Genomic DNA, 19,269 nt, shown 5'->3' with positions numbered 1-19,269 from the left:
TCCATTCAGTGTTCAACACTGGGGGGGAACTATGTTTGAAAAACTAGGACTGCCTAAAAATTTAATATGGGGCTATATCGGCCTGACCATATTCATGATCGGCGATGGCGTCGAGCAAGCCTGGATTACAATCTGGTTAGTGGATAAAGGATTATCCGTCGCGCAATCTTCCTACCTGATTACCGCTTATGGTATCGCCGTGACGCTCGCGGCCTGGGTGACCGGCGTTTTGGTACAAACGCTAGGGCCGCGCAAGGTTATGCAGTATGGTCTGCTGGCCTTCATGTTCGGCAGTATTGGCTTCATCTGGATCGGCCTGAAGACCATGCATATGGCCTGGATGCTGCCCTTTTATGCCATACGCGGTATCGGTTATCCCCTATTTGCCTACTCCTTTCTGATCTGGATTAACTACAGTACGCCCGTCCACCGACGCTCGACCGCCGTGGGCTGGTTCTGGTTCACCTTCTCACTGGGCCTCAGCGTGATCGGTCCTTATTTCTCTTCTATCGCCTTACCCGTGATGGGCGAGATCCACGTGCTGTGGACCGGCATGGCGTTCGTCGTGATTGGTTCGATACTCGGCATCTGGGTAAACCGGGACCAGGTTCCCGCCTCTGAAATTCACCCTTTCAGCGCAGCTGAACTCATCAAGGGGATCACCATTATTCAGAGACCTGTCATCGCGATGGGTCTGGTGGTGAAGTCAATCAACGGGATCGCCCAGTATGGCCTGGCCACCTTTTTACCGCTCTATCTCATCAGCTATGGCTACAGTAAAACCGAGTGGCTGCAAATGTGGTCAGCGGTCTTTGTGGTCGCCATTTTTGCCAATCTCTTCTTCGGATTCTTTGGCGACAAATTTGGTTGGCGCAATACCATCATGTGGGTGGGCGGGGTGAGTTACGCGGTGGTGCTGGTATTGGTATGGCTGGTGCCGCAACTGCTCGGACATAACTTTTATGTCATGGCGTTCGTGCTCTGCCTGTGTGGGATCACGATGGCAGGCTACGTCCCGCTCTCGGCGCTGTTCCCCATGCTGGCGCCTGATAGTAAAGGCGCGGCGATGTCAGTACTGAATCTCGGCGCGGGTCTGGGAGCATTTATCGCACCGGCCATCACCGCGCTGTTCTACTCTTCGCTCGGCGCCGGCGGCGTATTAGGCATCTATGCAGGATTGTATATTCTGAGTGCTGTACTGACGCCCTTCCTGAAAACGCCGGATGAGCTTGCTCTCCGCTCGGCAATGAAAAACAAAGCAGCCTAATGCTGACTTATTTATGTGCCTCTGAGGTGTCTGAGTCATCTTCAGGCACCTTTTATTTTTGATAGACCAACTCATTCCTTCGAAAAAATCAGTATATCAACCGTAACAATTCCGCTGATATAACTATTTTAGCCACTGATGAACACTTGATTAATATATCAATCATTAACTTCATAATAAATGAATACTAAAAAGCCCAACATGTATATCTCAAAAAGAACTAAAAAATAACCGTATCACCTCAAAAAACCACTTATATTTCACATCAAAATAAAAAATAAATAATCAAAATCCTTTAACTATCCCAATCAACTTACTGAAATTGTTGAGGTTATATCTTTTAGCTGCTTCCACTTATTCAGCGCATCAGCAATAAATTGGTCTTTTCCATTGAAGAACCGTTTATCTTTGCCCATAATTCAATGGCAGTTAAACAGCACAATGAAAAGATCGAAAAAAAGCATATCGATTGGTGAAAAATATTCGCGCATTAATGTCGATGGGAATAATCTCATTATATAACCTATATTCAACATGCAATGCCCTCATATCAAACTTGGTTTTATTTTTTTGGAAACGAGATCAAAAAAGGTCAGTTAATTTACTAAAAATAGACAGAAAGGTTATTCATGCATCACAAAAATGACGACATGAGATATGTATATCACATCAATGATGTCGCAATTAACTTTAATAGAACGAGACAAAAAACAATTTTAAGAAGTGGTCTTTTAACACGCAAACAAAGCCATGAAACTCAATAAATGAGCGATACATCCAGTTATTCATGGAAACTTTGGAATAACTTGATTATCCACAGTAAGATCGTCTTTACTCGAATAATTGACTTTTTATTATTTTATTTAACACCGACTCATTATATACGCCAGAACCCCTATTCGTGAACGAAATGGAATCGATGAAAGAAACCGGTTAACGACGACAATGGGTGTTAACAGGTCATGTTTATTTTAGATACAAAACAAGGAGCAAGGAGCATGTTTATGAAAAAGACTGTGGGTTTTGCCTCTATTGCCATGGCAGTGCTTATGGCGAACGGCGGCGCATTAGCGGCGTCATCCTCTGAAGATAATGCCAAACTCTACCTGCCGAGCGGCATCGATTATGTTTACAACAATACCTGGGGAAAAAGCACCGTGCCTAACGGGCAGCAGTCCGTTTATATGAACAGCGCAAAAGATATGGGATGGTCGTGGTCATGGCCCAGCGACGTCAACTCGGTGAAAGGCTACCCCTCCATCGTTCATGGTTGGCACTGGACCACGGGATACGGGACCAATACCGGACTGCCGGTTCGCCTGTCCGAAAACAAAAACATTAATACTACCGCGGCCTGGTCCTTTTCCAACGCAACGGGCACGTACAATGTCTCTTACGATATCTGGTTCCACTCAGACAACAATGCAAACTGGTGGTCGACCCCGACAGATGAGCTGATGATCTGGATGAACAGCACCAATGCCTCACCGGCCGGTAGTTATGTGAATACCGTCACCATCGGCGGCATTCCTTGGGATGTCTACAAAGGCACAGTCAGCAGCTGGAACGTCTATTCTTTTGTCATCAAAAGTAATCAGACTTCCGCAAATCTCAATATCAAAAATTTCACGGATTATCTGGTCAAATCGACACAGTGGATGAGCAACACCAAGTACATCAGCAGTATCGAATTCGGCACCGAAGTGTATAAAGGCTCGGGTACCTTTAAAGTCTCCAAATGGAGCGTAAACATCAAGTAATCCCCCCAGCCGGCGAGTCGGGCGGAAACGTCGATGCTGACCCTCAGGTCATCGTCTCCCCTCGACCGTCGGCTTGTCCCCTTTCATTCGAAAAAACATCAAGCAACTGATAATTAACATATTTTTATTATGTTGCAAAAAGTGCTACCCTTAATATCGAATAAATTATCTCCAATGGAGTAAGGAAAGGGTTTGCCTATATCAACTACAGATTCCTCTAACTGGCTTCATCTGGGTGCAAGTGCGTTCTTTCGATCGCATCAGGCCTGGTACCTTAACCAGCTGCGAAAGCAGGGCAACGATCGATGGCACATGGCGCTATCCAACATCCGAAACAGCTCAACGCAAAAAACGCTTCAACAGCTCAAATCTCAGAACGGTCTCTATACGCTGGAAACCATTTCCCCTGACGGCGAACATACCTACGAGACCATAGACGCAGTCGATCAAATCATTCTTTGGGATAGCCAATTGGCCTCCACGGTGGCGATAGGCGCCGCTCCCGAGACAAAAATTATTTCTTTCACCGTTACCGAGGGAGGTTACTTCCTGGACGACGATGGCCACCTCGATCTAACGCACCCCGCGGTGCAGGCCGATCTTCGCGATGAAGGTGAAATAAATACTTTATATGGCGCATTGGCGCTGATTTTGACCGCCCGTCAACAACAGCAAAGCGGACCGGTGACTTTACTGTGCTGCGACAACCTGCTGCAAAATGGCGACAGCTTCTCGCAGGGGCTGCGTGAATTTCTGGTCGCCAAGGAGCGTCAGGATCTTGTTGAGTGGATGGAAGACAACACCTCCGCCCCCAACAGCATGGTCGACCGAATTACGCCGAAATTTGACGAAGCGCTCTATGCCCGTCTGGAAAAACAGGGCATTACCGACGATGCGGCTCCGCTTTCCGCCGAACGCTTCGCTCGCTGGGTGATCGAAGATCATTTTGTGAGCGAACGTCCGCCGCTGGAAGAAGTCGGCGTCGAATTCGTTGAAGACGTCACGACGGTAGAGGAAGCGAAAATTCGCCTGCTGANCGCCAGCCACAGCGGTATTGCCTGGGCCGGCGCTTTGCTGGACAAACGCTACATCGATGAAAGTCTGACGCCGCAGGTAACGAAGTGGGTGCGCGACTACGTCATGCAGGACGTGCTGCCCGCCCTTCGCAGCCGCGGCATAACTCACGTGCAGGAAGAAGAGTGCGAAAGCGTTCTTGCGCGCTTCGGCAACCGCGGCGTTCGCGACACCGTTGCTCGCGTCTCTTCAGACAGCATCGCCAAACTACATGGCTTTATCGTGCCGACATTAAAGGACCGGTATCGTCAGAATGAAGTCCCGCGAGCGACGCTGCGCCTGCCCGCGCTGTTTTTCCTCTTTATGCAGCAGCATCATGCTGGCGAACTGCCCTTCAGCTATGAAGATCGCGCCATCGACAGCGTCGACTTTGATGCGATTTTCAGCGCCGAAGACCCGCTGACCGCGTTTTCACGACACCCCGCGCTGTTTGGTTCATTACGCCATCATGAAGCATTAGCTGACCATCTGAGCTCCGCCGTTGAAGAAGTTCGCGAGGTGCTGCAGCCGGTGAGTGAAGGAGCATAATATGAAGAAGAACATCACGATTGTTGCAGGAACGATGGTGGCGGCCGCGGTCGCGATCGTCACCCTTTATCGCTGGCCGATGGCGCTGGGCGGCCTTGCCGCCTGGGTGACCACCGGCTCTTTTTTCCTGCAGGTACTGCACATTATCCGCAATAAAGACACGACCGGGATCTCACTTGGGATGTACGCCGCCCTGTTCTTCGGCGTCACGTCGTGGACGGCCTACGGCTTCAACGTACAGGATATTCCCGTCATGACGGCCAACGGCATTACCGCCCTGCTGGCGCTGATCGTTATCGTTCTGAAGCTCTATCATGAACGAGAAATCAAACCCTCGCGCCGCCGCAGCATCAAGGTGACACCGATGCCTTCGCGTCGCCGCATTCCGGTCGCCGATCCGCTCAACAAACAGCTGTAACCCCCGGGACGCCCCGCACGGCGTCCGTCGATGCGTTCAGGCCCGCCGCTCTCAGGAGCGCGGGCCTGAAAACCTTTTATTCCCCCTGTATCGCCGCGCAAAGACTCATTGAAAAACTTTTTTACGTCTGTAACAGCGCGGCCTTAATTTGTTATGTTATAACATAGCCAACTTCAAGGGGAGAGCACATGCAGAGTCTATATTCCTTTTCCACGCAGACCCGCGTCGTCATCGCCGCGCTGGTACTCACCCTGCTGTGGGGACTGATTTCCTGGGCGGTCACGTTAGCATGATCGCGTTACATCACCTTACTTACGGGTATCACCGTCAGGCGCCGCTCGGTACGATTGACGGCCGCTTCGAGCCCGGTTCACTCACCGCCATCATCGGCCCCAACGGCAGCGGGAAATCGACGCTGTTAAAAACGCTGGCCGGGTTAATGCCGCCGCTATCCGGCTGCGTCTGCCTCGCGCCGGACGTCACCCGACCGATAGGCTACTTACCGCAGCTGTCCGAGTTCGACCGTCAATTTCCCATTAGCGTCGGCGATCTGGTGCTGATGGGATGCGTGCCGGACTCCGGCCTGTTCGGACGCCTGACGCCCGCGCTGCGTCGACAGGCCCGGGAGGCCCTGGACACCGTGGGCATGAGCGCTGCCGAACACGTCCACATCGGTCGGCTCTCCGGCGGTCAGCTCCAGCGCGTGCTGTTCGCGCGGCTACTGGTGATGCGCTCCCCGGTTATTTTGCTCGACGAGCCGTTCACCGGTATCGATGCGGAGACTATCCGCATGCTGTGGCAGGTGATCCGCCAGCTGCATGAGGAGGGACGCACCCTGCTCGCGGTGTTACACGATCTGGAGCAGGTGGAGCAGCACTTCCCCCGCGTCGTGATGCTCAACGATGACGGTCCCCGCTGGGGCGACTGCCGTAAGCTGCTGCCGTCTCAGCGCGTCCCCCAGCCCCCGCTGAGGAGAGTGCAGTGACATTCATTCATCTGCTGACTCAGCCGTTCGCCGACTTCGGGTTCATGCGCCGGGCGCTGGTCGGCTGTTTCGCGCTGACGCTCGGGGCAGCGCCGCTGGGCTGTTTTCTGCTGCTGCGGCGGATGAGCCTGATCGGCGATGCGCTGTCCCACGCCGTCCTGCCGGGCGTCGCCATCGGCTATCTCATCTCCGGCATGTCGCTCGTGGCGATGGGGATCGGCGGCTTCGTCGCCGGGCTGGCTGTCGCCATGATGTCTGGTCTGGTCAGCCGCCGCACCGAGCTCAAGGAAGATGCCAGCTTTGCCGGCTTCTACCTGGGCTCCCTGGCGCTCGGTGTCACGCTCGTCTCGCTGCGCGGCTCCAGCGTCGACCTGCTGCATGTGCTGTTCGGCTCAATTCTGGCGATCGACGCTCCGGCCCTGCTGACCATCGGCGCCGTCAGCTCCGCATCCGTGCTGACGCTGGCGGTAATCTATCGCGCCCTGCTCATAGAATCGTTCGACGTCACCTTCATGCGCATGCTGTCGGGGCGCGTCCGAGCCGCGGTTCACGGTCTGTTTTTATCGCTGGTGGTGCTCAATTTGGTGGCGGGATTTCAACTGCTCGGCACGCTGATGGCGGTCGGCATGATGATGCTCCCTGCCGCCTGCGCACGCTTCTGGACCCAGCGCCTCAGCATGATGCTGGCGCTATCGGTCGTGCTCGGCTGCATCGCCAGCCTGATTGGACTGCTATGGTCGTACTACGCCGACCTACCGGCCGGACCAGCGGTGATTCTGACCGCCACCCTTATTTTTTGCATTTCCGTATTTTTTGGCTCTAACGGCGGCATGTTACGTACGCGCCGTTGATGATGACGTCACACACGAGGGGAAAAAATTGAAACGTTCTACTTTGATAATCATGCTGTCCGGCTTTCTGATGAGTCCGTTGACGATGGCGAAAAATCTTGACGTCGTCGCGAGCTTTTCCGTGTTGGGAGATATGGTCAAGCAGGTAGGCGGCGAACATGTCCACGTCACCGACTTGGTGGGACCGAACGGCGACCCGCATGAGTTCGAGCCGTCGCCGAAAGACAGCAAAACGCTGGCGAAGGCGGATCTGGTCTTCGTCAGCGGACTAGGACTGGAAGGCTGGCTCGACCGCCTCATCACCGCTTCCGGCTACAAGGGCGAGGTGATAACCGCGTCACAGGGCGTCGCGCCGTTGACTATGGTCGAAGAGGGAAAAACGGCCACCGATCCTCATGCCTGGAACAGCATGGCGAATGGGATCATCTATGCGCGCAATATCTTGAATGCGCTGATCAAGGCCGATCCAGACAACGCGCAAGACTATCGCCAGCGCGGCGAGCGCTATATCCAGCAGCTGCAACAGCTGGATGACAACGCCAGAAAGACCTTTGCCGCCATCCCGCAAGATAAACGCAGGGTGCTCACCAGTCACGACGCCTTCGGTTACTTCGCCGCGGCCTATGGTGTGAAATTCCTGGCGCCGCTGGGCTATTCGACCGAATCAGAAGCCAGCAGTAAAGGCGTGGCTGAGCTGATCACGCAGATCAAGCAAACGCAGGTGAAGAGCTACTTTATCGAAAATCAGACCGATCCCCGACTGGTGAAACAGATCGCCCATGCCACCGGCGCGCAGCCGGGCGGCGAACTCTATCCGGAAGCGCTGACGGACGCCAACGGGCCAGCGGCAACCTACACAGCGGCCTTCAGCCATAACGTCGCCGCGATGGCGGCCAGCATGCATTAACGTTCGCGACAGGCGGGAGCGCTCAGACAGGCTCCCCGCTGAATCAAGCGGTGAGAGGAGTGCGTGCAACGCGGTGATTCACCGCGTTTGGATAAACTGCCGGTATTTCGCGAGAAGCGCGAGAAAATCCTCCAGCCCGCACAGAGACAGGCTCTCTTCATCGTAGTAGCTCATCCCCTCTTCCATTTCATCGCAGGTTAACGAGAGCTGATTGGCGCGGATGATGACCTCTTCTTCATCCAGCAGCAGGGAGTATTCGTGCCCCTGCAACTGCCACTGACGTTCGCGGCCGATCACCGAGCGCGCCCCGGCTTCTACCTCATCCAGCACCGACAGCTGACCGTTGACTTCCTCATTCAGCCAGTGCCCTACGGCCTCATGTCCCATCGACATACGCACGATGACCACCCCGGTGACATCCCGCAAAAATTCATAGTCCATCCCGTCGCTCCTGTGAAAAAGCCTGTTATCCGCCTCATCATCGCCGTTCGCGCCGCTGCTCCGCCATCCCTGCTTTTCGACCACGTTCTGGCCGATACCCGAGCGACGCTAAGGAAAGCGTCAGTCCTTTTTCATACGGGTTCATGCGCTGGCCACGGCGGCCCATTATGACAAAAGGGGGCCCGAGGCCCCCTTTTGCGACGCGCACTATAGCGCTTACATCGCGATTTGACATCCGCGAATTACACGGCGGTTTGGAAGATCACCCCATCCGCTTTTTCCGTGTACTGAGACAGTTGGTCAAAGTTGAGATAGCGATAGGTATCCAGCGCCGTTTTGTCGACCTGCGCCATATAAGTCTGATACTCCTCCGGCGTCGGCAAGCGTCCCAACAAAGCGGCGATCGCCGCCATTTCGGCGGAGGCTAGATAGACGTTGGCGCCGTCGCCCAGTCGGTTCGGGAAGTTACGCGTGGAGGTGGATACCACCGTCGCGCCGTCCGCCACGCGAGCCTGGTTCCCCATACACAGCGAACACCCTGGGATTTCCACCCTGGCACCACTCTTCCCGAAGACGCTGTAATAGCCCTCTTCCGTCAGTTGAGCCGCGTCCATTTTAGTCGGCGGCGCCATCCACAGGCGCGTCGGCAGCTGGCCTTTATGCTGTTCCAGCAATTTACCGGCGGCGCGGAAGTGCCCGATGTTGGTCATACAGGAACCGATGAACACCTCGTCGATTGTGCTGTTCGCCACGGCAGACAGCAGCCGAGCATCGTCCGGATCGTTCGGCGCGCACAGGATCGGCTCGGTCACGTCGGCCAGATCGATCTCGATAACCGCGGCGTACTCGGCATCCTTGTCCGCTTCCAACAGTTGTGGATCCGCCAGCCATTTTTCCATTCCCTGAACGCGGCGCTCCAGCGTACGGCGATCGCCATAGCCTTCCGAGATCATCCATTTCAGCAGCACGATGTTGGAGTTGAGATACTCGACGATCGGCGCCTGATCCAGCTTGATGGTGCAACCGGCCGCCGACCGCTCCGCCGAGGCGTCCGCCAGTTCAAACGCCTGCTCCACTTTCAGCTCCGGCAGCCCTTCGATCTCCAGAATCCGACCGGAGAAAATGTTCTTTTTGCCTTTCTTCTCAACGGTCAGCAACCCCTGCTGAATAGCGTAGTACGGGATGGCGTGGACCAGATCGCGCAGCGTAATGCCCGGCTGCATCTTGCCCTTGAAGCGCACCAGCACGGACTCCGGCATATCCAGCGGCATCACGCCCGTCGCGGCGGCAAACGCCACCAGACCGGAACCGGCCGGGAACGAAATGCCAATCGGGAAACGGGTGTGCGAGTCGCCGCCGGTGCCGACCGTATCCGGCAGCAGCATGCGGTTGAGCCAGGAGTGAATGATGCCGTCGCCCGGACGCAGCGAGACGCCGCCTCGGTTCATGATGAAGTCCGGCAGCGAGTGATGCGTCTGCACGTCCACCGGTTTCGGGTACGCAGCGGTGTGGCAGAACGACTGCATCACCAAATCGGCGGAGAAGCCGAGGCAGGCCAGATCCTTCAGCTCATCGCGGGTCATCGGCCCGGTGGTATCCTGCGATCCGACGGAGGTCATTTTCGGCTCGCAGTACTGACCTGGGCGAATACCGGCCACGCCGCAGGCACGGCCGACCATCTTCTGAGCCAGCGAAAATCCTTTGTCGCTGTCGGCGACGTCCTTGGCAATGCGGAAAACATCGCTGTGCGGCAGTCCGAGCGCTTCGCGGGCTTTGGTCGTCAGCCCGCGGCCGATGATGAGGGGAATTCGGCCGCCGGCGCGCACTTCATCCAGCAGCACGTCGGTTTTCAGCTCAAATGTCGCCAGCAGTTCGTCATTGTCGTGGCGGCGCACCTCTCCCTTGTACGGATAGATATCGATGACGTCGCCCATATTCAGGTTGGAGACATCGACTTCGACCGGCAACGCGCCCGCATCCTCCATCGTGTTAAAGAAGATTGGCGCGATTTTACCGCCCAACACCACACCGCCGCCGCGTTTGTTCGGCACATAGGGAATGTCGTCGCCCATAAACCACAGCACCGAGTTGGTGGCGGATTTGCGCGAGGACCCCGTCCCAACGACGTCGCCGACATAGGCTAACGGGAACCCTTTCTTATTTAGGGCGTCGATCTGGGCGATCGGACCGACCACACCCGGCTGATCCGGTTCGATCCCTTCGCGGGCATTTTTCAGCATCGCCAACGCATGCAGTGGAATATCCGGGCGCGACCATGCGTCCGGCGCAGGCGACAGGTCGTCGGTGTTGGTTTCGCCGGTCACTTTGAATACGGTCACGGTGATTTTTTCAGCCAGCGCTGGGCGGGAAAGGAACCAGTCCGCGTCCGCCCAGGCCTGCAACACCTGCTGCGCATGGGGATTGCCCGCCTTGGCTTTCTCTTCCACGTCATAGAAGTTGTCGAACATCAGCAGCGTGTGCGACAAGGCTTTGGCGGCGATGGGGGCCAGTGCCGCATTTTCCAGAGCGTTGATCAACGGGTGAATGTTGTAACCGCCCTGCATGGTGCCCAGCAGCTCGACGGCTTTTTCGGGGGAAATTAAGGGGGACGTCGCTTCACCAGAGGTGATCGCGGCGAGGAAACCGGCCTTGACGTAGGCAGCCTCATCCACTCCCGGCGGCACGCGATTAACCAGCAAATCGACCAGAAACGCCTCTTCTCCGGCAGGCGGCTGTTTCAACAAGTCCACCAAACCCGCCATTTGGGAAGCCTCTAACGGCTTGGGGACGATCCCTTGCGCAGCCCGCTCGGCTACGTGCTTACGATATTCTTCTAGCACGACATTCTCCTCGCTCTCATTATCTTCTTCGTTATACCCGCGCACGTGGTGCCCATGGTCATCCTCATGCCTGGAGATCGGCGTGTGGAAGCAAGATTTCGCGTGCCCGGCTCAGCGTCGTCAGCCTAATTTGGGTTTGTTCACTCATCATTTCGTTCACATAATAGCAACATTTGGCGCATTTAACCGCGATCGCGGTGGAATTATCGTTGCTTAATCGCTCACTCTCTCACGTCAGCAGAATAACATGGGCGCGCAAAAACGCACCATCCGTTCACGAAAAGGCTAAGGGTGATATGTTTTATATCAATGAGTTATATAACATTCCTGCCGTTGCGCGCCTGTAAACTGCGCGCGGGCGGCGCTGGGCGAACGGCAATGGGTCAGGTTGGCTGGAAATGGTGACGTAAGGCGGTGTGCAGCGCCAGAAATGGAACGGATTGGTGCGACTGTCCGGGATAAGTTTGCAGGGAGACATCCACATCCGGCGCGCGTTTTTTCAACATCAGCGCCAGCTCGCCTATGCCGTCGACCATTCTGCGCCGACGACGATGCTCAAGCAAAAGCTCCCGTTGTCCGGTGGGCAATCCCATCTCCCACGGCTCCAGAGACTGCTCATATTCGCCGACGCTCAACATCAGACTCACCGGCGAGACCGTGGAGTTTTGCGAATGGAGCGAGGCCGCCTGACGCAATATGTACTCGCCATTCCACCAGACCGACGGGCTGCAGACGTAGTAATGCTGGAAGCTTTCTCGCGCCCAGAACAGCGTATCCAGGGAGAACAATCCGCCGTAGGAGTGGCCAAACAGCGCTTCCCGTTGCAGGTCGATGGGGTAGCGGGCCGCAATCATCGGTTTCAACTCAGCAATCAGAAAGCGGCGAAATCCGGCGGCGTCGCCCTCCATCCCGGCCGGATAGTAGCCGCCTTGGGGATTAGGTTCCAGCACGCGGTTCACCACCGCAGGACGGTAGTCCTTATCGCGCCGGGAGGTGCCGACATAATCTATGCCGACCACAATCCCCGGCGTAATACCGCAGCGAGGACGGCTGAGCGACGCCATCACAGACGCCGCCATGGAGAAATATTTCGCGCCATCCAGCAGGTAAATCACCGGCCACCCCTCATCTGGGGGCACCGCTCCGCCGTCGGGGCTCCACGTCATCACGCGGTAATGGCCACGCGCCGCAGACTCAACGATATCGTCCCTGGTATTGAGTAATTGATACACCCTTCCTCCTGTGTAATCGACGTCACTCCCGTCGCGCCCGAACGGGTTCCTTCCCGTCAGGCGGCGACATTGTTGCAGAGCGTTCCGGCAATGCCGTTCCCGCTCGCAACGCCTTAGAAACTGGTGTTGATACCCATAAAGAAGGTTCTGCCCGGCTCATTGAACGTAGCAGCACCGGCGCCGGCGATAGTGACGACATTGGTGGTCAGGTTCCTGACCGACTGCGCGTTGCCGGCACGGAACTGGCGCTTGTCGAACAGGTTATCCACGCCCGCGGTCAGGCTCACATTCTTATTGAACTTGTAGGTCCCGCTCAGGCCGACGACCGAATAAGGGCTGACCTGCGTCAACTCGGTCCCGCTGACCGACTCACCTTTATAGTTATATTTTTTCGGCTTCTGACGCCCATACCAGGTCAGATCGGCCAGCAGAGACAGCTTGTCGGTGGCCTGCCAGCTTACCGATGAATTGAGCGTAAATTGCGGCGTAATGGAGAGGTAATCTCCCGTGCTTTTATTCTTCGAACGCAGCATCCACGTTAGGTTATTGTTCCAACTCACGGTGTCCGATACCGGAATATTCAGCGAGCCTTCCAGCCCTTCCACCACCGCCTTGGGCACGTTTTCCCACTGGAAGATGTATGTGGTGCCGTTCGTGCTCATCCCGATGGGGGACATGCCCGCGTCAATCTTGTTGCGATAATCATTGCGGAAATAGGTCAGCCCCGCCTGATAGCCGTTACGATGAAACTCCAGCCCGACCTCTTTATTGACGCTGGTTTCCGCCTTCAACTCGTCGTTACCTAAAAGATAGCAGCCGTTGGTGCCGCTGAAATAGCAACCCTGCCCGCGGCTATACAACAGATAGTTCGGGTTGAGCTGGTACAGGTTCGGCGCTTTGTACGCGCGGGCGATGCCTAATTTTAGCGTGAAGTCCTCGCCCAACTCCTGCGAGAGGTTGAGGCCGGGACTCCAGTTGCCGCCCGCGATGCTGTGTTGGTCGAACCGCAGCGCCGGGGTCAACATCGTGCTGGGCGTCAGCTCAATGTTATCTTCCGCGAACACGGAGGCAATGCGCGCCGACATCTTGCCGCTGCGCGTCCCGTTGGCATATCCATCAATCGTGCCGCCAGACAGCGCCTGCGAAGTCGACGTCGGATCTTTCATTTTCTGCTCCGACCACTCGACGCCCACCGTGGCGGTTTGGCTGAACAGCACGTCAAACGGAATATTGACCTCGTTGTGGGCGGTCACCGTATCCAGCTTGGTCGTGCCGTAATCGTCAGCGCTGGAGAAAATGCCCTCCGTGCCGCCCGCCAGTCCTTCCGTGATACGGGTGTTCTGAGTGCGTTCGTACTGCAGATAAGACGTGGTGCTGATGCCGCTATCCCAGTAACCCCGGTGGGTCACCGCATAGTTCTGGCGGTAGATCCGGTTAGTCTCTTTGCCGTAATTATCGACCACGTAGCTGTTGCTGTTGGTGTTTTGCGTATCACGCGAGTAGATATTGCCCTGACGGCTCGATCCCACTTCGAACTCCAGCGACTGCTGCGCGGTGATGTCCCAGTGCAGCACGCCGTTGATGTCCTTGTTACGCACCCCTTCACGTCCGGCGGGCAGCGAGCTGGCGTAAGTGCCTGTTCGTTCTGACTGGTGGCCTTCGTTGATGCCCCAGGCATCGGCCTGCGTTTTATTGAAGTTACCGAAGAGACGCAGGCTGAGGTTATCGGTCAGACCGCCCATCAGGCTAAAGTCGGTACGCTTGGTCGCCCCTTCCGCTTTATGCACGGGGATATTCATATAAGCGTTCCAGGTACCGTGCCACTCTTTCGTCGGCTGTTTGGTGATGATATTCACCACCCCGCCCGCAGCGCCGTTGCCATAGCGGGCCGCGGCCGGACCGCGCAGCACGTCGATGCGTTCGACCATGTCCGCAGGCACCCAGTTGGTGTCGCCGCGGGTATCGCGCTCTCCACGCCAGCCGTAGCGCACCGCGTTCCGGCTCGATACGGGCTTGCCGTCCACCAAAATCAACGTGTTTTCCGGCCCCATGCCGCGAATATCAATCTGCCGGTTATTGCCGCGTTGACCGCTGGTCGAGTTTCCTGACAGATTCACCCCCGGCATAGTGCGGATAAGCTCCGATAAATCATTAGCCGGCGGCCGCCGACTGATATCTTCCGCCGTAATGGTGGAAACACCCGGTGCCTGACGCGTCTGCTCTGCGGCAGTCACAATCATCGTATCCGCACTCTCCGCGCTTTGGCCCTGATCCCTGGTGTTGGCGGCTGCAGTCTCGGTGGATGTCGGGGCTTTCGTCGTCGCGTTCGGTTCCCTGGTGTTGATCGCGTTCGCCCCTGCGGCGGTGATTGTGTTCGTCGTTTCGGCTGTCTCAGCCCATGTCAGGCAGGACAAGGTGGAGCAGGCCAACCCTATCAGCGTCGCCAGGCAATGGCGGGGTGGGTATTTGGTCATTTGAATCGCCCTATATCTTTATCATTGGGAAAAGACGGCTGCTGCTGACATACGGGGGCTTCCATCGTCTTACGCAATGGAAAGCAACGTACCGCGCGAAACAAAATGACCTGCGCGAAAAATAAACCGTCAGCAAGAAAGCATCACTGATAATCGTTTGCGTTACCCTTTTGGCACGATCATTGTTACATTTGTTTTCTGACGCGAGGTTTGCGCAAACGGCAAAATGTTTTGCGAAAACATCGAAATGGCCAGGGATAGCCAGACAAAAGGAAAGGAAAACATGGACAATAAAGTACCAGAATCGAAAAATATATTTAAAAATCATATTGTTCAGAGTTCGAGATTAATTACCAGAGATTATCGTTTTCTGACGCCGTCCGGTATAGACGATTCGCCGCTGTTGTTTGGCGAATTTAACGTCACTCAACTCAACCGCGACTTGATCCTCCATACCGCGGATGTGGTGAATCTGACCAATATGAAGACCCAGACGCTCCTGAACGGCGCGCTTAAGCTGGCGATTGTCGTCAACGGCATCGCGCATGTGACCTACGGTGAGCAAATGCTGCATCTGGGCAACGTGCAGCCCGCTTCGCTTATCTCGCTCACCGAACCCACGCGTTTCAGTCGCCTCGGCAAACGTAACGAACATGAGCGTACGGTATCGCTGACCTTCAGCCAGGAGTGGCTTTACGGTAATTTGCTGGACAGCGTCAGCGATTGGCAGGCCATCTACGACTTCTCGCAAACCCATCTCGCGACTCACCTCTGGATGCCGTCCCGACAGGCGCAGGCCATCGCGCTGCAGATCCTCAATTCACCCAGCTGCAACACCCCGATGCAGCGGCTGTATCTGGAAAGTCAGTGCATGCTGCTGATCATTGAAGCTCTGAGTTCGCTGACCGCTAAAAGCCAGGCGAAGCACCGAGACGGTATCGACCTGCGCAACCACCATCGTATTCAGCAAGTCCGCGACATGCTGGAAAGCGGCGAAGCAGACCAGCTCTCGATGGACGAAATCGCCAAGTGCGTCAACATGAGCGCCAGCACGCTTCAACGCCATTTCCGTCACGCCTTTAACGTCACCGTCTTCGAATACCTGCGCACCTGTCGACTGCGGCGCGCCATGTTGGCGCTGCAACGCGACGGCATCGCGATTTCTCAGGCGGCCAGCCTCGCCGGCTACAACAGTTCGGCCAACTTCACCACCGCGCTGCGCCGCACTTTCGGCGTCACGCCGGGGCAAATCAAAGAGCGCTTTTAGCCATACGCCATCAGCATATAGCAAAGCTACCTAGCTTATGGCGCTTGGTTATACGACGGCATCCCATCGCCACGGTAGATTAAAACCCCTGTTTTCATCTCGATGGCTTGCTGTCTATGACCCTTATCTCTTCAGACATCACCCCGGCATTAGCTGAACTCATCGTCACCCGCACTCCGTCCGACGACGCCCTCAATGCGGCGCGTCGAGGGGTGATCGATTTCGTTGCCTCCACGCTGCCCGTCACGCAAGGCGCGATAGCCGATAAGGGACTGGTTGCCCTGAAACAGGTCTTCCACGGTAACGACAGTCTGTCGCACAGCCTGCGGCTCGGCTATGCCGGACATGCGCTGGACTTCGATGACTTTCACCCCGCCTTTCGCGGCCATCCCAGCACGGTGATCCTGCCCGCGCTTTTCGCGCTGGCGGCGGAAATCCCCACCGTGTCGGAGACAGATTTTCTCACTGCGTATGTCATCGGCGTCGAAATGGCGGGGAGAAGCGGTCTGGCCAGCGGCCCCCGGCACTATGCGCAGGGATTCCACAATACGGCGACGCTGGGAACGATGGCGGCGGCCGCGGCCGCCTCGCGACTGGCTAACGCCAGCGTGGCGCAAACCCAAAATAGTTTGGGCCTCGCCGCGACGCAGGCCGCCGGGCTGCGTGCGCAGTTCGGGACTGATGCCAAACCGCTGCATGCGGGACTGGCGGCCCGATCCGGCCTTACCGCCGTTAAGCTGGCGTTAGCCGGATTCGCAGGCAGCCCACGGCAAGTTCTGGAAGCATTTCTCGCTACCCACGGCGCAGGTCAACAGCAGGCGGAACGATGGACAGCAGACTGGGGAAAACCGTGGCGGATCCTCTCCCCCGGGCTGGAATTCAAACGTTTTGCCACCTGTAGCGGGACGCACAGCGCGGCAGAGGCTGCGCTGATACTGAGAGCACGGTGGCTTGCGCGCTATTCCGCCAGCGATCGAACGCTCATCGAGGATATCGCCCGCATCACCGTCAGCTTTCCTCCCGGCGGCGATACCGCCCCGTTCATCCGTCAAGCCACAACCGGCATCGAGGCGCGCTTTAGCCTCGAATATGTCATTGCCGCCGCACTGGTGGACGGCACGCTGGCGCTGCCGCGCTTCGGACCCGAGCCAGTCGACCCCGCCCTCGCCGCACTGGCGGATCGCGTGACGCGCATCGCGGATCCCAACGCCCCGCCGGACGAGCTTAATCCCGAGGCGCGTTTCCACGAGGTCACGCTTTATTTGCTCGACGGCGAAGCGCTGACAGCCCGCGTGACCCGACAAGAGAGTCTTGCGTACCCAATTGACCTTGACGAAAAGCTTCGGCTGAACCTCGCGGCGCTGCCGCATCTGGACAGCGACAAAGTGCTTGCCCACTGTCGGTTGCACCAGCCTGGCGACCTGCGAACGCTATTGCCGCTGCTGCTAAGTTAGCGCCTACGAACTGACGCTTCCCTTCTATTGACGATCGTCAGACGAAAAAAAATCCGGCGGCGGCTGCCCCGGATTTTTTAAACCTGTCGTGACACGCACGCGCTTATTTGCGCCTGCGCACCCTCGCCGTCAGCTTATTTTTTCTTTGCTTTCGGGTTCGGCAAGTCAGTGATGCTGCCTTCGTACACTTCCGCCGCCAGCCCGATAGATTCGTGCAGCGTCGGGTGCGCATGGATCGTCAACGCGATATCTTCCGCGTCGCAGCCCATTTCGATCGCCAGACCGATTTCACCCAGCAGTTCGCCGCCGTTGGTCCCGACGATCGCCCCACCGATGATGCGATGGCTCTCTTTCTCGAAGATCAGCTTGGTCATGCCGTCCGCGCAGTCGGAAGCGATAGCACGGCCTGACGCCGCCCAAGGGAAGATCGCTGTTTCGTAGCTGATGCCCTTCTCTTTCGCTTCTTTCTCCGTCAGACCTACCCACGCCACTTCCGGTTCGGTATAGGCGATGGACGGGATCACTTTCGGATCGAAGTAGTGTTTCTTACCGGCGATGACTTCTGCAGCCACGTGACCTTCGTGCACGCCTTTGTGCGCCAGCATCGGCTGACCGACGATATCGCCGATAGCGTAGATGTGCGGCACGTTGGTACGCATTTGTTTATCGACGTGGATAAAGCCGCGATCGTCAACTTCAACGCCAGCCTGACCGGCATCCAAAAGTTTGCCGTTCGGCACACGGCCGATAGCGACCAGTACCGCGTCATAGCGCTGCGGTTCTGCTGGCGCTTTTTTACCTTCCATCGTGACGTAGATGCCGTCTTCTTTGGCTTCTACCGCAGTCACTTTGGTTTCCAGCATCAGGCCGAACTTATTGCTGATACGCTTGGTGAAGGTTTTCACGACGTCTTTATCGGCTGCCGGGATCACCTGATCAAACATTTCGACGACGTCGATCTTGGAACCCAGCGCGTGGTATACGGTGCCCATTTCCAGACCGATGATACCGCCGCCCATAACCAGCATGCGTTCCGGTACGGTTTTCAGCTCCAGCGCATCGGTGGAATCCCACACGCGCGGATCTTCATGCGGAATAAACGGCAGCTGGATCGGACGAGAGCCCGCAGCGATGATCGCGTTGTCGAAGTTGATGGTGGTATTGCCGCCTTCGCCTTCAACGACCAGCGTGTTCGCGCCGGTGAATTTGCCGAGACCGTTAACGACTTTGACTTTACGGCCCTTCGCCATCCCTGCCAGACCGCCGGTCAGCTGGTTGATGACTTTTTCTTTCCAGGAGCGAATCTTGTCGATGTCGGTCTGAGGTTCGCCAAACACGATACCGTGCGTAGCAAGCGCCTTAGCTTCTTCGATAACTTTCGCAACGTGCAGCAAGGCTTTGGAAGGGATACATCCGACGTTCAGGCAAACACCGCCCAACGTGGAATAACGTTCTACCAGTACGGTGTCCAGACCTAAGTCCGCGCAACGGAACGCCGCAGAATAACCTGCAGGGCCCGCGCCAAGCACCACCACCTGGGCTTTAATTTCAGTACTCATCATGACCTCTTGTTTTGTTTGTCCGGCGGTCAGACGTGGTTGTTATGGATCAGTACGCCCGTCATCCACCGGGACGCCCCCACACTGACATTTAGTTTACAGAGTTGTTAACGCTCTGCAAGGCGAGCCAGGGGGATCTGCGTCTCAAACATGCCACGGCGAACAGCCTGCCGCCGCGGCATCGACGTTAGCCAAAAGACCGGCCCGCAGGC

14 protein-coding genes are annotated in these 19,269 nt (G+C 56.4%); 9 read left to right on the top strand and 5 right to left on the bottom strand.

Annotated elements, in window-relative coordinates:
* The first annotated feature begins 31 nt into the window (after positions 1 to 31).
* From SB13_RS04195 to SB13_RS04165, 7 genes are all read left to right on the top strand, one after another.
* Positions 32 to 1,267 carry an MFS transporter gene (locus SB13_RS04195; protein ID WP_026739151.1) on the top strand — a complete coding sequence of 412 codons (1,236 nt, stop codon included), beginning with the start codon at positions 32 to 34 and terminating at the stop codon, positions 1,265 to 1,267.
* 1,004 nt (positions 1,268 to 2,271) lie between these two features.
* Entirely contained in the window at positions 2,272 to 3,027 is a 756-nt protein-coding gene (locus SB13_RS04190; protein ID WP_235202360.1) for a GH12 family glycosyl hydrolase domain-containing protein, read from the top strand.
* Positions 3,028 to 3,219: 192 nt separating this feature from the next.
* Entirely contained in the window at positions 3,220 to 4,629 is a 1,410-nt protein-coding gene (gene dalD / locus SB13_RS04185; protein WP_036150816.1) for a D-arabinitol 4-dehydrogenase, read from the top strand.
* A 1-nt stretch (position 4,630) separates the two neighbouring features.
* Positions 4,631 to 5,047, top strand: coding sequence for a SemiSWEET family sugar transporter (locus SB13_RS04180; RefSeq protein WP_026739148.1), 417 nt, complete (start codon positions 4,631 to 4,633; stop codon positions 5,045 to 5,047).
* A 289-nt stretch (positions 5,048 to 5,336) separates the two neighbouring features.
* A complete protein-coding gene (locus SB13_RS04175) occupies positions 5,337 to 6,032 on the top strand; it encodes a metal ABC transporter ATP-binding protein (RefSeq protein WP_026739147.1) in 696 nt (231 codons plus the stop codon).
* Complete coding sequence (locus SB13_RS04170) at positions 6,029 to 6,883, top strand: metal ABC transporter permease (protein ID WP_026739146.1); 855 nt, start codon at positions 6,029 to 6,031, stop codon at positions 6,881 to 6,883. Before SB13_RS04175 ends, SB13_RS04170 begins: the two co-directional genes overlap by 4 nt.
* 28 nt (positions 6,884 to 6,911) lie before the next feature.
* Positions 6,912 to 7,790, top strand: a complete 879-nt coding sequence (locus SB13_RS04165; RefSeq protein WP_026739145.1) for a metal ABC transporter substrate-binding protein — start codon at positions 6,912 to 6,914, stop codon at positions 7,788 to 7,790.
* Between the two features lie 78 nt (positions 7,791 to 7,868).
* Here SB13_RS04165 and yacL read toward each other — a convergent pair whose 3' ends face one another.
* The 4 genes from yacL to SB13_RS04145 all read right to left on the bottom strand — a co-directional run bounded on the left by yacL (position 7,869) and on the right by SB13_RS04145 (position 14,777).
* The gene (gene yacL / locus SB13_RS04160) at positions 7,869 to 8,231 is read right to left on the bottom strand and encodes a protein YacL (RefSeq protein WP_026739144.1); all 363 of its coding nucleotides are present in this window, start codon (positions 8,229 to 8,231) and stop codon (positions 7,869 to 7,871) included.
* A gap of 242 nt (positions 8,232 to 8,473) precedes the next feature.
* Positions 8,474 to 11,071, bottom strand: a complete 2,598-nt coding sequence (gene acnB / locus SB13_RS04155) for a bifunctional aconitate hydratase 2/2-methylisocitrate dehydratase (protein ID WP_026739143.1) — start codon at positions 11,069 to 11,071, stop codon at positions 8,474 to 8,476.
* A gap of 383 nt (positions 11,072 to 11,454) precedes the next feature.
* Positions 11,455 to 12,303: an alpha/beta hydrolase gene (locus SB13_RS04150; protein ID WP_051616549.1), complete on the bottom strand. Its 849-nt coding sequence runs from the start codon at positions 12,301 to 12,303 to the stop codon at positions 11,455 to 11,457.
* 113 nt (positions 12,304 to 12,416) lie between these two features.
* A complete protein-coding gene (locus SB13_RS04145; protein WP_026739141.1) occupies positions 12,417 to 14,777 on the bottom strand; it encodes a TonB-dependent siderophore receptor in 2,361 nt (786 codons plus the stop codon).
* Between the two features lie 283 nt (positions 14,778 to 15,060).
* Between SB13_RS04145 and SB13_RS04140 the strand changes: the two genes are divergently transcribed.
* Together SB13_RS04140 and SB13_RS04135 are read left to right on the top strand one after the other, a co-directional pair.
* The gene (locus SB13_RS04140) at positions 15,061 to 16,044 is read left to right on the top strand and encodes a helix-turn-helix transcriptional regulator (protein WP_026739140.1); all 984 of its coding nucleotides are present in this window, start codon (positions 15,061 to 15,063) and stop codon (positions 16,042 to 16,044) included.
* A 116-nt stretch (positions 16,045 to 16,160) separates the two neighbouring features.
* Complete coding sequence (locus SB13_RS04135) at positions 16,161 to 17,498, top strand: MmgE/PrpD family protein (RefSeq protein ID WP_026739139.1); 1,338 nt, start codon at positions 16,161 to 16,163, stop codon at positions 17,496 to 17,498.
* Between the two features lie 134 nt (positions 17,499 to 17,632).
* Here SB13_RS04135 and lpdA read toward each other — a convergent pair whose 3' ends face one another.
* Positions 17,633 to 19,057: a dihydrolipoyl dehydrogenase gene (lpdA, locus tag SB13_RS04130; RefSeq protein WP_026739138.1), complete on the bottom strand. Its 1,425-nt coding sequence runs from the start codon at positions 19,055 to 19,057 to the stop codon at positions 17,633 to 17,635.
* Positions 19,058 to 19,269 lie beyond the last annotated feature (212 nt).

The sequence above is a fragment of the Lonsdalea quercina subsp. quercina genome, assembly GCF_000688695.1.
Lineage (GTDB): Bacteria > Pseudomonadota > Gammaproteobacteria > Enterobacterales > Enterobacteriaceae > Lonsdalea > Lonsdalea quercina_D.
The sequence above is the reverse complement of the archived record's forward strand: the minus strand, read 5'-3'. Positions and strand labels throughout refer to the sequence as shown.